The 13,448-nt window shown below is 64.7% G+C and carries 16 protein-coding genes; 11 read left to right on the top strand and 5 right to left on the bottom strand.

Going from position 1 to position 13,448, the window contains the following annotated elements:
- The first annotated feature begins 3 nt into the window (after positions 1 to 3).
- Complete coding sequence (locus TK49_RS17190) at positions 4 to 747, top strand: ABC transporter ATP-binding protein (RefSeq protein ID WP_045218407.1); 744 nt, start codon at positions 4 to 6, stop codon at positions 745 to 747.
- Positions 748 to 750: 3 nt separating this feature from the next.
- Here the strand turns inward: TK49_RS17190 and TK49_RS17185 are convergent, their stop codons facing one another.
- Complete coding sequence (locus tag TK49_RS17185) at positions 751 to 1,065, bottom strand: hypothetical protein (RefSeq protein WP_045218406.1); 315 nt, start codon at positions 1,063 to 1,065, stop codon at positions 751 to 753.
- A gap of 95 nt (positions 1,066 to 1,160) precedes the next feature.
- Positions 1,161 to 1,670: a GNAT family N-acetyltransferase gene (locus TK49_RS17180; protein ID WP_045218404.1), complete on the bottom strand. Its 510-nt coding sequence runs from the start codon at positions 1,668 to 1,670 to the stop codon at positions 1,161 to 1,163.
- A 168-nt stretch (positions 1,671 to 1,838) separates the two neighbouring features.
- Here TK49_RS17180 and TK49_RS17175 point away from each other — a divergent pair, with 168 nt between their 5' ends.
- Positions 1,839 to 2,711 carry a D-amino-acid transaminase gene (locus TK49_RS17175; RefSeq protein WP_045218402.1) on the top strand — a complete coding sequence of 291 codons (873 nt, stop codon included), beginning with the start codon at positions 1,839 to 1,841 and terminating at the stop codon, positions 2,709 to 2,711.
- A 66-nt stretch (positions 2,712 to 2,777) separates the two neighbouring features.
- The gene (locus tag TK49_RS17170; RefSeq protein ID WP_045218400.1) at positions 2,778 to 3,332 is read left to right on the top strand and encodes a surface-adhesin E family protein; all 555 of its coding nucleotides are present in this window, start codon (positions 2,778 to 2,780) and stop codon (positions 3,330 to 3,332) included.
- 48 nt (positions 3,333 to 3,380) lie between these two features.
- Here the strand turns inward: TK49_RS17170 and TK49_RS17165 are convergent, their stop codons facing one another.
- Positions 3,381 to 3,605 carry a hypothetical protein gene (locus TK49_RS17165; RefSeq protein ID WP_009239764.1) on the bottom strand — a complete coding sequence of 75 codons (225 nt, stop codon included), beginning with the start codon at positions 3,603 to 3,605 and terminating at the stop codon, positions 3,381 to 3,383.
- Positions 3,606 to 3,945: 340 nt separating this feature from the next.
- Here TK49_RS17165 and aspT point away from each other — a divergent pair, with 340 nt between their 5' ends.
- Both aspT and TK49_RS17155 read left to right on the top strand, forming a co-directional pair.
- Positions 3,946 to 5,631, top strand: a complete 1,686-nt coding sequence (gene aspT / locus TK49_RS17160) for an aspartate-alanine antiporter (RefSeq protein WP_045218398.1) — start codon at positions 3,946 to 3,948, stop codon at positions 5,629 to 5,631.
- Between the two features lie 69 nt (positions 5,632 to 5,700).
- Positions 5,701 to 7,326, top strand: a complete 1,626-nt coding sequence (locus TK49_RS17155; protein WP_045218396.1) for a bifunctional aspartate transaminase/aspartate 4-decarboxylase — start codon at positions 5,701 to 5,703, stop codon at positions 7,324 to 7,326.
- A gap of 13 nt (positions 7,327 to 7,339) precedes the next feature.
- On the opposite strand, the gene TK49_RS17150 is transcribed toward TK49_RS17155, so the two are convergent.
- The gene (locus tag TK49_RS17150) at positions 7,340 to 8,290 is read right to left on the bottom strand and encodes an alpha/beta fold hydrolase (RefSeq protein WP_045218394.1); all 951 of its coding nucleotides are present in this window, start codon (positions 8,288 to 8,290) and stop codon (positions 7,340 to 7,342) included.
- A gap of 81 nt (positions 8,291 to 8,371) precedes the next feature.
- Positions 8,372 to 9,292: a LysR family transcriptional regulator gene (locus TK49_RS17145; RefSeq protein WP_045218392.1), complete on the bottom strand. Its 921-nt coding sequence runs from the start codon at positions 9,290 to 9,292 to the stop codon at positions 8,372 to 8,374.
- A gap of 106 nt (positions 9,293 to 9,398) precedes the next feature.
- On the opposite strand from TK49_RS17145, the gene TK49_RS17140 reads away from it, so the two are divergent.
- From TK49_RS17140 to TK49_RS17115, 6 genes are all read left to right on the top strand, one after another.
- Positions 9,399 to 9,638 carry a DUF2798 domain-containing protein gene (locus tag TK49_RS17140; RefSeq protein WP_045218390.1) on the top strand — a complete coding sequence of 80 codons (240 nt, stop codon included), beginning with the start codon at positions 9,399 to 9,401 and terminating at the stop codon, positions 9,636 to 9,638.
- Positions 9,639 to 9,960: 322 nt separating this feature from the next.
- Positions 9,961 to 10,422 (top strand): GNAT family N-acetyltransferase, encoded by a 462-nt coding sequence (locus TK49_RS17135; protein WP_045218388.1) that lies wholly within the window; start codon positions 9,961 to 9,963, stop codon positions 10,420 to 10,422.
- 206 nt (positions 10,423 to 10,628) lie between these two features.
- A complete protein-coding gene (locus TK49_RS17130) occupies positions 10,629 to 10,946 on the top strand; it encodes a recombinase-like helix-turn-helix domain-containing protein (protein ID WP_045218385.1) in 318 nt (105 codons plus the stop codon).
- A gap of 81 nt (positions 10,947 to 11,027) precedes the next feature.
- On the top strand, positions 11,028 to 12,095 hold the full coding sequence (locus tag TK49_RS17125; RefSeq protein WP_045218384.1) for an aromatic ring-hydroxylating oxygenase subunit alpha: 1,068 nt from the start codon (positions 11,028 to 11,030) through the stop codon (positions 12,093 to 12,095).
- Positions 12,088 to 12,861 (top strand): SDR family oxidoreductase, encoded by a 774-nt coding sequence (locus tag TK49_RS17120; RefSeq protein WP_045218382.1) that lies wholly within the window; start codon positions 12,088 to 12,090, stop codon positions 12,859 to 12,861. The genes TK49_RS17125 and TK49_RS17120 overlap by 8 nt, the downstream gene beginning before the upstream one ends.
- 50 nt (positions 12,862 to 12,911) lie before the next feature.
- Positions 12,912 to 13,448, top strand: a complete 537-nt coding sequence (locus TK49_RS17115; protein ID WP_045218380.1) for a cupin domain-containing protein — start codon at positions 12,912 to 12,914, stop codon at positions 13,446 to 13,448.

Below are 13,448 nucleotides of genomic sequence, written 5' to 3'. Positions count from 1 at the left end.
AACATGTCAGTCATCCTCGAAGTGAAAGACCTGCACGTCCGCTACGGCAAGGTAGAGGCCCTGCACGGCGCAAACCTGAAGGTGGAGGCCGGGCAGATCGTCACCGTCATCGGCCCGAACGGCGCAGGCAAGTCGACCATGCTCGCCGCCATCATGGGCGCGCTGCCGACCACGGGTTCGGCCAACGGCGTGGTCTCCTATCTCGGCCACAACCTGACGGGGCTCCCGGTGGAAAAGCGCGTGGCGCGCGGCATGTGCCTGGTGCCCGAAAAGCGCGAGCTGTTCGCCACCATGAGCGTGGAAGACAACCTGGTGCTCGGTGCCTACCGCCGCAAGCGCGCGGGCGAGCGCAACTATCTGGACCAGATGGACGTCGTCTACGAGCTGTTCCCGCGGCTCAAGGAGCGTCGCGTGCAGGAAGCCGGCACGCTCTCCGGCGGCGAGCGCCAGATGCTCGCCGTCGGCCGCGCGTTGATGGCCAAGCCGCAACTGCTGATGCTCGACGAGCCGAGCCTGGGCCTCGCGCCGCTGATCGTGAAGGAGATCTTCCACATCATCAGCGACCTGCGCAAAACCGGCGTGGCAACCTTGCTGATCGAGCAGAATGCGCGTGCCGCCCTGCAGGTGGCCGATTACGGTTGCGTCTTGGAAACGGGCGACATGACGCTCGAAGGCCCGGCGCAGGAACTGGCCGTGAACCCGCGCGTGATCGAAACCTACCTGGGGCTGGCGAAGAAGGCGGCCTGACGATCAATCGTCGTCATCGTCGTGGCGGCGGTGCTTCCAGTATTTGCGTTCCCATTTGCGCTGCTCGCGCCACTGCTTTTCCTGCCATTTGCGGGCACGCCAGTCGTCGTAGTAGCCGGGGGCGACCACGACGGGCTGCGGCTCAACGTAAACCGGAGCGGGCGCGTAGACGGGCGCCGGCGCATAGACCGGAGCCGGCGCCACATAGACCGGCGCCGGGATTCCGATACCGATCCCAACGTCGACGCCTGCCTGCGCGGCCTGGGACGATAATGCCGCGATGGCGGCCAGGGCGCACAGCGCCAGATGCTTTTGCATGGTGGAGTTCCTCGACACGGCCGCACTGTAGTCGAGTGGCGCGCCGGCGGTCTTGCGAAACCTATACGAACGTTACGAGATGTAACGGCCTGCCGTCAGACCAGCGCGCGCTCCATCAGCAGGGCGTCATTGCCGTACATCTCACGCAGCGGGTCGAGCGCCTGTGGGGCCATCGCCGCGGGGCGATAGCCGAGCCGACGCCAGAAGGCATCCGCACCTTGCACGGCGACGAGCCGCGAGTGCAGCAAGCCCTGTGCTTGCGCGACCGCGCAGGCCATCGCGTAAAGGCGTTCGCCCAGGCGCTGCCCGCGTCCCGACGGCGCAATGGCCATGTCATGGACAAACCAGAGCAGGTCGGCTGCATCCGAGGCAGGCAGCGGCACATGCAGTTTCGGCGGCGTCCATGCATGCCACGCATGCGAGAGCAGGTAGCCCACCACCTCGTCACCGCGCACTGCCGCCAGGCACAGGGTCGGGCTGCGCGCCCAGCGGCTGACGAGCGCCTCCGCCGGCTCCAGGAAGCCATCGCCATAACAGGCTTGTTGCACGGCCAGGATGCCGGGCAGGTCGTCTGCAGAAATGGGGCGAATGGTCAGCTCGGACATGGTCGCGCAGGCGTGGACAAGCCGCCGAGTTTACCCGACGCCAACCGGCCCTCATGCCGTTTTCGCATAACCTGGGCAGACATCGGCAGTCGCGGCGCAGCGCCCGTATCCTATGCAGGCGTCCACGGGGCAGTTCCGCTCCGGCGTTGAATTCTCTCCCTCTCCAGCATGTCTCGAATCGTCTTTCTGAACGGCCAATACGTGCCGGCCGCCGAGGCCACTGTCTCAATCATGGACCGCGGCTTCACCTTTGCCGATGGCATTTACGAAGTGACCGCCGTGGCGCGCGGCAAGCTCGTCGACAACGACGCGCACCTCGCCCGCCTGACGCGTTCGCTGTCCGAGATCGGCATCGATAACCCATACACCGCCGCCGAATGGACGCGTGTGTGCGAAGAGCTGGTGGTGCGCAACGGGCTGGAAGAGGGCGTGGTCTACATGCAGGTCACGCGCGGCGTGGCTGAGCGTGATTTCGGCATCCCGGCCGACATCACGCCGACGGCCGTGGCGTTCACCCAGGTCAAGTCCATCGTCAACAGCCCGCTGGCCAAGAAGGGCGCAACCGTGGTGACGGTACCCGACCTGCGCTGGAAGCGTTGCGACATCAAGAGCGTCGGCTTGCTGCCGCAGGTGATGGCCAAGCAGATCGCCGCGCGCGCCGGTGCGCATGAAGCCTGGATGACCGACGGCGACCGCGTGACCGAAGGCGCGTCGTCGACCGCGTTCATCATCACCGCCGATAAGCGCCTGATCACGCGTCCGCTGTCGAACGCCGTGCTGCCGGGCATCACGCGTGTGTCGATCCTGGCGCTGGCGCGTGAACATGGCCTGACGTTGGAGGAGCGCACCTTTACCGTCGCCGAAGCCCAGCAAGCCGCCGAAGCGTTCTACACGAGCGCGTCGACGTTTGTGATGCCGGTGGTGTCCATCGACGGCGTGCAGATCGGCAGCGGTCAGCCGGGCCCGCTCACGCAGGCGCTGCGCACGCTGTATCTGCGGTTTGCCGGCGTGGACGTGGCCGAGCCCGTCGACCCGATGTGACGTAAGCGGTTGCGCCAGCGCGGTAGAATCGCCCGCTGAGTTTTTTGCAGCAAGGCGAGACACCCCATGAAGACAGGAGGCTGGCGCTGGCAAAGCGCCATCGCGGCGACCGCTCTGGTTGCCGCGCAGTGGGCAGCGATGCCCGTATCCGCACAAACCATTTCTGCGTCGGCCGCTGTGCCGACGGGGGCCGCGCAAGCCGTTTCGGGCGATGCGGCACCCGCCCTCGAATCCGCCAGCGCCGATTCCCGGTGGCGCCGGTTCGAGAGCATCAACGGCATCGTTTCGTACATCGACCGGCAATCGGTCAAGCCGCAGCCCGGCGCCGCGGCGGATGCCAATTCGCCCACCGTGCACTTCCGGCTGCTGCGCAACGTGCTGCCCGACTTCACGATCAAGACAGCCGATGGGCAGCCCATCCGCTCGTCGGTCAAACAGGTCGTGCTCGATTGCGCGCGACACAGCTATACGGTGATTGCGCAAACGCTCTATCGCGCGCGCAACGCCACCGGCAAGCCGCTCTACCAGATCCACTACGGCGACGAAGCGCAAAGCCGCTCGCTGCGCGAAGGCAGCGTGTTCGAGTGGATCGCCGGGCGCTTTTGCGGCGCGGGCCACTAACGCCTGGGTCGGCAGGGGCGGCGTAAATGCCGCCCGGGGCGTTCCCGTTCAGATGGGCGCAGCTTCGCGGCTGTCGCTTCCGTTCTCGCTTTCTTCGCGGCCCCGCGCGTAGGGCTGCCGCTCCTGCTCAAGCTCCGGATAACGGCGTGAGGCGAAGCCCATGGCGGCTTCGTACGAGCCAAACTGGTTCGATTCGGCGGCCACACCGTCGTTGACCAGGATTGCGTACCACTTCCCGTAGAGCGGGCCGTACACCACGACCTTGCTTTTCATTGTCTTGTCCCTGTTTCTTGTATCGATGGCCGGCAATGCGGTTTGCGCGAAGCGGCGGCTCGAGCCGTCCGGGCGCCAGGTCATGGCGCGCCGTCAGCGTGGTGGCGGACGATGATTACAGTGTGTTACACGCGCGTCAACGTTTGCGTTGGGCGCAATCTTCTAATGCGGAGCGTTGAATATGTGCTCCAGCAGTTAAATTTTGTGAAATTGACATCACCGATGTGTCGCTTCTAACGTCCACGGGCGTGTTGCGCACACATGGCGTGGCGCCTTACGCGATGTCTGTTTGTCTGCTCAACCAGACAAGCCTTTAAGACTTTCCGGAGAGTCGCTGCCCATGGATTGGATTCACACCGTGTTCAAAAGCGTGCCGGAGACGGCGCTCTTTCTGTCGCTTGCCATTGGCTACGCAGTCGGCAAGATCAATTTCGGCAAATTTCAAATCGGCGGCGTTGGCGGATCGCTGATTGCCGCGGTGCTGATCAGCCAGTTTGGCGTGACGATCGATTCCGGTGTGAAGAGCATCATGTTCGCGCTCTTCATCTACGCGGTCGGCTACGAAAGCGGGCCGCAATTCTTTAGCTCCCTCAATCGCAGCACACTGCGCGAGATCGCCATGGCGGTGTTTCTGGCGGTGAGTGGCCTGGTCACCATTCTCGTGTGCGGCAAGCTGTTCGGCTTCGACAAGGGCTTGACCGCCGGCATTGCGGCGGGCGGCATGACACAGTCGGCAGTCATTGGCACCGCGGGCGATGCCCTCTCACGCATGGGCCTGCCGGCCGACGAGGTGGCGCATCTGCAGTCGAATGTGGCCATCGGCTATGCAGTGACGTACGTGTTCGGCAGCCTGGGCGCCATCATCATGTGCGTGAACATCCTGCCGCGCCTGATGGGCCGTGAGCTGCGCGATGATGCCAAGAAGGCCGAGCTGGAAATGGCCGGAGGCAAGCGCCCGCTGGAGCAGGGCGAGGTGGCCTCTCTGCCGGCACTGGTCGGACGCGTGTATGACGTGACCACGGGCGCAGGCAAGACCGTGGAGGAAGTCGAGACCACGCTGGACGACGGCATCACCATCGAGCGCATCTTGCGCAACGGCGAGGAAATCGCCATTGAGCCGAAGTCGAAATTGCAGCGCGCCGATCGCGTTTTGCTGATCGGCCGTCGCGAAGCCGCTGCCAAGGCCTGGACGCTGCTGGGCGACGAGTCCACCGTGTCTTCCGACATGGATCAGCCGCTGCAAGTGCGCGATGTCGTGTTCACGCGCAAGGGCGCAAGTCATAAGACGTTGGGCGAGCTGAAGGCACAGGCCACACGCGACATGAAGCACGGCGTGTACATCGCACGCATCACCCGCATGGGCAAAGCCGTGCCGCTGTTGGACGGCACGGTCATGCTGCACGGTGATGTCGTCACCCTGCACGGCGCACCTTCCGATGTCAAACGCGCGGCCGCCGAAGTCGGCTATCCCGTGCCGCCGGGCGACAAGACGGACTTCGTCTACCTCGGGCTGGGCGTGCTGGTCGGTCTGCTGATCGGTACGCTGGTGGCAAAGGTGGGCGGCATACCGCTGACGCTGGGCAGTGGGGGCGGGGCGCTACTTTCCGGGCTCGTGTTTGGCTGGCTGCGCGGCAAGCACCCCACCTTCGGCCAGTTGCCGAATGCAGCGTCGCAAATCCTCAAGGACATGGGCTTGGCCGCCTTTGTCGCCTGCGTGGGCCTGGGTTCTGGCGCGCAGGCGTGGGCGACTCTGCAAAAGAGCGGCGTGTCGATCTTCATTGCGGGCGTGATCGTCACGATGGTGCCGTTGATCCTGACTTACCTGTTCGGCCGCTATGTGCTCCGCTACGACAACGTTGCCGTGCTGGCGGGCGCGCTGTCTGGCGCCCGTTCGGCCAACCCCGCGTTTGGCGGCGTGTTGGAGAAAGCCGAGAGCAGTGTGCCGACCATTCCCTTTGCCATTACCTACGCGCTCGCGAACGTGCTGCTGACCCTGCTCGGTCCGCTTGTGATCGCCTTCGCCTGAGCGTCTCCTCAGCCTGCTACTCGCGTGGCGGGCTCTTCTTCGCCAACGCTGCATCCACGGGAATCTGCGATGACCACCAATCCGACGCAAAAATCCAAGGAACTGGAAGCCCTTGGGCAACTGAGCCCGTTTGAACTGAAGGACGTGCTGATCCAGCTCGCGCAGAGCGACTCGCAACGCATCATGCTCAATGCCGGGCGCGGCAATCCGAACTTCCTCGCTTTGGAGCCGCGTCATGGTTTCTTCCAACTGGGCCTGTTCGCACTGGAGGAGTCCGAGCGCTCGTTTTCCTATCTGGCCGAGAGGATTGGCGGCATCCCGACCAAGCAAGGTTTTGAGGCGCGCTTTGAGAGCTTTGTACGCCGTAACGCAGATGTGCCCGGCGTGAAGTTCTTGCACCACGCGGTGTCGTACGTACGCGATCAACTTGGCCTTTCCGCCGAAGACTTTCTGGCGGAGATGGTGAACGGCATTCTCGGTTGCAACTATCCGGTACCAGACCGTATGCTGAAGATCAGCGAGCAGATTGCCGCGCGCTATCTGAAGCAGGAAATGATCGGCAGTGCGCCGTTTGTCGGCCAGTTTGATCTGTTTGCCGTCGAGGGCGGTACGGCGGCGATGACGTATCTGTTCAGCACGCTCCGGGAGAACTTCCTGCTCAATGCCGGCGACAAGATTGCGCTGGGCATGCCGATTTTCACGCCGTACATCGAGATCCCGGAACTCAACAGCTTCCAGCTCGTCGAGGTCAAGCTGAATGCAGACCCATTCAACGGCTGGCAATACACCGACGAAGAACTCGACAAGCTGCGCGATCCGAGCGTGAAGGCGTTCTTCCTGGTCAACCCCAGCAACCCGCCGTCGGTCAAGATTTCCAAAGACGGCTTGAAGAAGCTCAAAGCCATCGTGGACGAGCGCCACGAGGCCGGCAACGATCTCATCATCCTGACCGATGATGTGTACGGCACGTTTGCGGACGACTTTGTCTCGCTGTTTGCGGTGGCGCCGTACAACACGATCCTGGTGTATTCGTACTCCAAGTACTTCGGGGCGACGGGTTGGCGCCTGGGCACCATCGCCACGCATGAAAACAACGTGCTGGACGATAAGCTGGCCGCGCTGCCCGAAGACAAGCGCAAGATCCTGCACCAGCGCTATGCGTCGATCACGACCGAGCCGGACCAACTCAAGTTCATCGATCGTCTGGTTGCGGATAGTCGAACCGTGGCGCTGAACCACACGGCAGGTCTGTCGACGCCGCAACAGGTGCAGATGGCGCTGTTCTCGCTGTACGCGCTCATGGATCAGCCGAATGCCTACAAGGCGGCGGTCAAGCGCCTGGTGCGCGGGCGCAAGGCCGCCCTGTACCAAGCCATCGGTATCGACTGTGAGGCAGATGAGAATGACGTCGCCTACTACAACATCCTTGATGCCGAAGTGGTTGGCCGCAAGACCTATGGCGAGGCGTTCGTGCAGTGGTTCAAGACGAAGACCAAACCGGCGGATGTGCTATTCCGCCTGGCCAAGGAGAGTGGCGTCGTGCTGCTGCCCGGCAATGGCTTTGGTGCACTCAACCCGTCGGTGCGCGTGTCGCTGGCCAACCTGAACGAGCCGGACTACATCCGCATCGGTGCAACGCTGCAGCGCTTGCTGGAGGAGTATCACCAGCGCTGGCTGGACGAAGGCGGAAAGTAACGCGCTGACAAGATCAGGCCGGCACCCGCGTACCGGCCACGCGGGCCCGCTGCAGTTCAGCGGGCTCCTGGCCGGATTCGACATAGTCGGCGAAGCGGCGGATGTAGTCGGCCACCCACTCGGGGCGACGCAGGGGCAGCCAGTGGCCGGCGTCGACCTCGTGGCGCCAGTAATGCGACACCCAGGCCTCCACAGCGCGCGTCACGGCGGGGCTGACGTAGCGATCGCGCGTTGGCACGATGAGCTGCACGGGCGCATGCGGCGCACGCGCCTGCGGGCGGGCGAGGCGGTCACGAAAATTTGCGCGGTACATTCGCACGCCGTTGCAGGCATCGCGCACAAGCGTCGGTCGCTGGGTTTCGATGCGGATGCCTTCCGTTTTGCGCAGCCACCACGGCCAGGCGCGCGCGACCCACAGCCGCCACGACCATTCCGGCACCAGCGGCAAGTGGAAATACCCCACATACCAGGATTGCAGCCGCTGTTTCCACACCGCACGTTTGGCGGCCCATGTGCCGGTATCGAGCTGTGCGCGCATCCAGTGGCCGACGTGGTCCAGGCACGGGCCCGAGATTGACGTGTAGGACGCGATGCGCCCGCGCAGCCGATCGGTCGTCACCGATTCCCAGCTGTGGATGGAGCCCCAGTCATGCCCGACCAGATGAAAGCGCTCGCCGGGCAGCAGCGCGTCGGCCACGGCGGCCAGGTCGTCGACAAACTGCGGGATGCGATAACCGGTGGTGTCTGCGGGCGCATCTGACAGGCCGGCACCGCGCACGTCGAATGTGAGCACGCGGCGGTCGCGCGCCAGGGTATCGCGCACGCCGTGCCAGACGGAACTGTCGTCCGGATAGCCATGCACAAGCACGATGGCGGGGCGCCGTCGCGCAGAGGCGTCGGCGGGCAGGGTCATGCGGGCATGCAGGCGGAGGTCGCCGGAGCGCACCACGTGGCTGCTGTGCATCGGGTCTCCAGTGAAATGGGCGCGGGAATCTCCAGCCTACGGGCTGATGGGCTGACGCGGCAACGCGTGTTTTTACCCGTTTCAAGCAGTGCCTGAGGCACTCGGGGCGGGTTCGGCCTGCAGCAGCGGCGTGGCTGCCGTGAAGGCTGCCAGATGCTCCAGCAACGTCCGCACCTTGCGTGGCAGCTGTTGCTGCGGCCACACCGCATAGATGGGCCGCTGCGGTGTCCGCCATGCCGGCAGCAGGCGTATCAGCCGGCCCGCCTCCAGCGCCTGGTGGCAGAGCGTGTGCGGACAGTAGAGCAGGCCGAGGCCCGTTTCAGCCAGCGTCACGCCCAGTTCGATGTCGTTCAGGTCGCAGCGTCCATGGGGCTGCAGTTCGATGGTTTCCTCACCGTCGGGTGAGGTGAAGCGCCATGTCGAGAGCGGCGACGACACCAACAAGCGATGCGCTTGCAGGTCATGCGGATGGGTCGGCGCGCCATGCGCGGCCACATACGCCGGCGACCCCACCAGCACCATCCCGATCACGCCGAGCCGCCGCTGCCGCAGCTTCGGGTCGTCTTGCTGGCCGACGCGGATGGCCAGATCGGCGCCATGCCGCCACACGTCTTCATTGCGGTTGCTGAGCGAGAGCTCCAGCCGGATCTCCGGCCATGTCGCCATGAAGCTCGCATAGGCGGGCGCCAGCAGCCCGCGCGACAGGTTCAGCGGTGCCAGCACGCGCAGGGTGCCCTTGACCTGGTTGAGATCGTCGTCCAGCGTGGCCGTGGTTTGCGCAAGCGCGGTCAAGAGCGGGCGGCACTGCTCGTAGTAGAGCTGGCCCTCCGGCGTCGGTTTCAGGCTGCGTGCGCTGCGCAGCAGAAGCTGGCAGCCCAGCGAAGCCTCCAGCTTCTGCAGGCGTCGCGTCAGCGTGGCGGGCGGCAGGTTGGCGTGGCGTGCCGCGGCCTGCAGGCTGCCGTGATCCACGATGGAAACGAAGAGGGCCAGATCGTCAAGCATGATTCCATTTTTGGAATTTAAGTTTCAGTATACGTCTATAGTTTCTGGAAAAGCGGTTGTCTAGTATGCCGTCCATCACATCGATGGCTTTGTCAGGAGAACCGCCATGTCGTTGCCCACTCGCCTTCGTGTCACGTTTGCGTGGTTGATGTCCGGCCTCATGTCGTTGCTGATGACGGGCTGGATCGGCTGGATCAACGCCGGCATCAGCGCCGACTTCCTCGCCCGCTGGGCACACGCCTTCGCGCTGGCGTGGCCGGCCGCCTTCACCATCGTCCTGATTGCCGGGCCTGCGGTGCAGCGGCTGACGCAAGCGCTGGTGACGGCCAACACGGTGCAGCCCTGAAAAGAAAGACGGCCCACCAGGAGGGCCGGCGGGCCGCAAGGTTGACAGCAGGAAAGACCGACGTAGACGGCGCGCGGGATGGATATCGCATCCCGGCGCCGGGGCTGAAACACCCGACCCTTCATCATGATGGCGGCAGCGGCCGCATTGCCCGATGCGGGGTCGCAGCCGGGCCATGGCGCGCACTGTAGAGGGCGCCGGCTTTCAGCAAACTTTCTTCGCCTGCCGAGTCGCATCCGGACTAATCCCAGGAGCGGCTGGGCCCCAAGGCGCCGCATGGCGCGACTGGCACAATGCCAGCTCGCCGATACGGACCGCCATCATGCCCGCCGACCTGCTCATCCGCCCCATCCACCCAGACGACTTTGCCGCCTGGAAACCGCTCTGGGACGGCTACAACGCCTTCTATGGCCGCGCAGGGGATACGGCGTTGCCCGACATCGTCACGCAGACGACGTGGCGGCGCTTCTTCGACGCGTACGAACCGGTCCATGCCATGGTGGCCGAGCGCGATGGGGCATTGCTCGGCATCGTGCATTTCCTCTTCCACCGCAGCACGACGCAGATCCAGCCGACCTGTTACCTCCAGGATCTCTTTACCGCCGGGGTAGCGCGCGGGCAGGGCGTGGGCCGTGCCCTCATTGAAGCGGTGTACCGGCGGGCCGCCGCAGCAGGCGTGCCGCGCGTGTACTGGCAGACACACGAAACCAACGCGACGGCCATGAAGCTGTACGACACCGTGGCCGAAAAGTCCGGCTTCGTCGTCTATCGGAAGTTTTTATAAGCCCCGGAGCGCAGAGCGTCTGACGCCAGGGTGGCCCGAAGACCCGCGCCGGATGGGCGATCCGGCCGCATGCCGCCTGAGCGGGTGGCGCTTTTGTACCGCACCATAGGGTAATCCCGCATCTTCGATTTCGAGGACGCGGTCTATAGTGCTACCTGTGTTCCAGATATTAACAGACGTTTCATATGTAAAACAAGCGAAACGTGATGGAGTCGACAACCATGCAGCCGCAATACAACCCCGACCTGGCTCCCTGGGAGCCGGTTTCTCCGAACAACGTGGCCGGCAAGGGCCGCATCGAGCGCCCGGACCACGTTGCCAATCTGGTCTGGCAGACGCGCGCCGCCGAGCCCACCGCCTATGAGAACCAGCTTGGCGATTCACTCGAGGCTGCGTTTCTGGCCGGTGCGCAAACGCCCGCAGACATCGTCGCCGTGTTGAACGAACGCGGCCCGCGCCTGCCCTCCGGGCAAGGCTGGACGGAAGACGCGTTCCTGGCCGAGATGCGCCGCCTGGGCGCGTAAGCCGCAGGGCTGCTCAACACCGATTCGACGCCGCATCGCCCGCAGAAGCGTTCGGCGCAACCCCATCAGACGAGGCAAGCAATGGAAGGCAACAAGGAAGCGCAGAAAGAAGCGCGCATCAATACCGGTCTGCGCAACTACTGGTATCCGGTGGCCGCATCGTGGAATGTGAAGAACGCCCCGGTGGGCATCACGCGCCTGAGCCAGAACATCGTGCTGTGGCGCGATACCGAAGGCCAGGTGCACGCGCTGGAAGACCGCTGCCCGCACCGCGGCGCGCGCCTGTCGATGGGCTGGAACCTGGGCGACCACGTTGCGTGCTGGTACCACGGCGTCGAGGTGAACGGCGAGGGCACCGTGACGAGCGTGCCCGCGGTCGACAACTGCCCGATGGAAGGCAAGACCTGCGTGCGCAGCTACCCGGTGCAGGAACGCGCCGGTGCGATCTTCCTGTGGTTTGGCGACAAGGCCCCGTCGGAGTTTGACGATGCCGTCGGCACGCTGCGCCTGCCCGAAGAGCTGACCAGCGAGGAGCACAGCCACTTCCTCTGCTACGCACACTGGAACGTCAACTACCGCTACGCCATCGACAACGTCATGGACCCGATGCACGGGGCTTATCTGCATGCCGTATCGCACTCGATGGCCAGCGGCGAGAAGAAGGCCGTGATGGAAGTGGTTGAAACCGAGCACGGCATCCTGTTCCAGAAGACCGGCCAGCGCGGCGTGAACTTCGACTGGACCGAGTTTGGCGAGACCGGAACGATGTGGCTGCGCCTGTCGATCCCGTATCAGCCGAAGGTGGGCCCCGGTGGCCCGTTCACCATCATCGGCATCGTCACGCCGGTGGATGAGGCGCACTGCATCGTCTACTTCTGGCGCACGCGCCACGTGCAGGGTTGGCAGCGCGACGTCTGGCGCTTTCTGTATCGCAATCGCCTGGAAGGGCTGCACTGGGACGTGCTGGAGCAGGACCGAGTGGTGCTGGAGTCGATGGCACCCGAGGCGCGCGACCACGAGACGCTGTATCAGCACGACATCGGCATCACGCGCATCCGCCGCATTCTCGCGCGCCGCGCCGCCGCCGAACTGGCCGATGCGCCGGTCGCCATGCTCAAGCCCGTTGCCGCGGAAGCCCAACATGCCTGAGCGTCAATCCACCGCCGCACTGCTGGGCGGCCGCAAGGTGCTCGTCACGGGCGCGGCGCGCGGGCTGGGGTTGGCCTTCGCCAAGGCCATCGCTCAAGCGGGCGGTGCGGTGGCGATGGCCGACATCCTCGGCGAGCGCGTGCAGGAAGAGGCCGCAGCACTGCGCGCGGCAGGCTTCGATGCGCATGGCTTCACGCTTGATCTTGGCGATCCGGCATCCATCCAGGCATGCGCGGCGGCGTCCGTGCAGGCGCTGGGCGGGCTCGACGGGCTGGTCAACAACGCGGCCATCACGAACTCGGGCGGGCGCGACGCCTCGTCGATCGACATCGAGACCTGGGACCGCGTGATGAACGTCAACGTGCGCGGCACCTGGCTGATGACGACGGCCTGCCTGCCCGCGCTGAAGGCGTCCGGCCGTGGGGCCATCGTCAATCTGTCGTCGGACACCCCGCTGTGGGGCGCGCCGAACCTGCTGGCGTATGTGGCGAGCAAGAGCGCCGTCATCGGCATGACCAAGTCTCTGGCGCGCGAATGCGGCGCAGACGGCATCACCGTCAACGCCATCGCGCCGGGCCTGACGCTCGTGGAGGCGACCGAATACGTGCCGGCGCATCGCCATGCGCTGTATCGCGACCAGCGCGCCATTTCGCGCGACCAGTTGCCCGACGACGTCTGCGGCGCCGTGCTGTTCGCGCTGTCGGACCTTTCCCGATTCGTGACGGGCCAGACGCTGGCCGTCAACGGCGGTTTCGTCATGCAGTAATGCACTGACCGCCTCCATCCAGCAACCACACCATTGAGAAGAGGACTTCGATGAGCGATCTCTCCGAACAACAGCAAGTGCAACGCACGTGGGACCGCCCAGAAGGCGCATCGTTTGAAGCGTGGATGAACAGCCGCGTGGCACGTTTCTCCACCCGCCGTTACGACTGGGATGCCCTCAAGTTCCAGGCCGACTACGACCCGAAGTACCGCCGCGCGCAGATGCGCTACCTCGGCACGGGCGGCACGGGCGTCGCCGCTGACACCAATACGGTGCCGGCCGAGCATTTCACGTTCTCCACGATGATCATCCCGGCCGGCCACGAGGGCCCGTCGCATGTGCACACCGACGTGGAGGAGGTGTTCTTCATCCTGCGCGGCAAGATCAAGCTGATCCTCGAGAAGGACGGCGAGCGCTACGAAACCGTGCTGACCGACCGCGATCTCGTTTCCGTGCCGCCCGGCGTGTACCGCGAAGAAATCAACATCGGCGAGGAAGACGCGCTGATGTGCGTGATGCTCGGCGCCAAGAAGCCGGTCACGCCGACGTATCCGCCCGAGCATCCGCTGTCGAAGATCAAGCGTTGA

Origin of the sequence: Ralstonia mannitolilytica, assembly GCF_000954135.1 — a bacterium.
Classification (GTDB): domain Bacteria; phylum Pseudomonadota; class Gammaproteobacteria; order Burkholderiales; family Burkholderiaceae; genus Ralstonia; species Ralstonia mannitolilytica.
The sequence above is the reverse complement of the archived record's forward strand: the minus strand, read 5'-3'. Positions and strand labels throughout refer to the sequence as shown.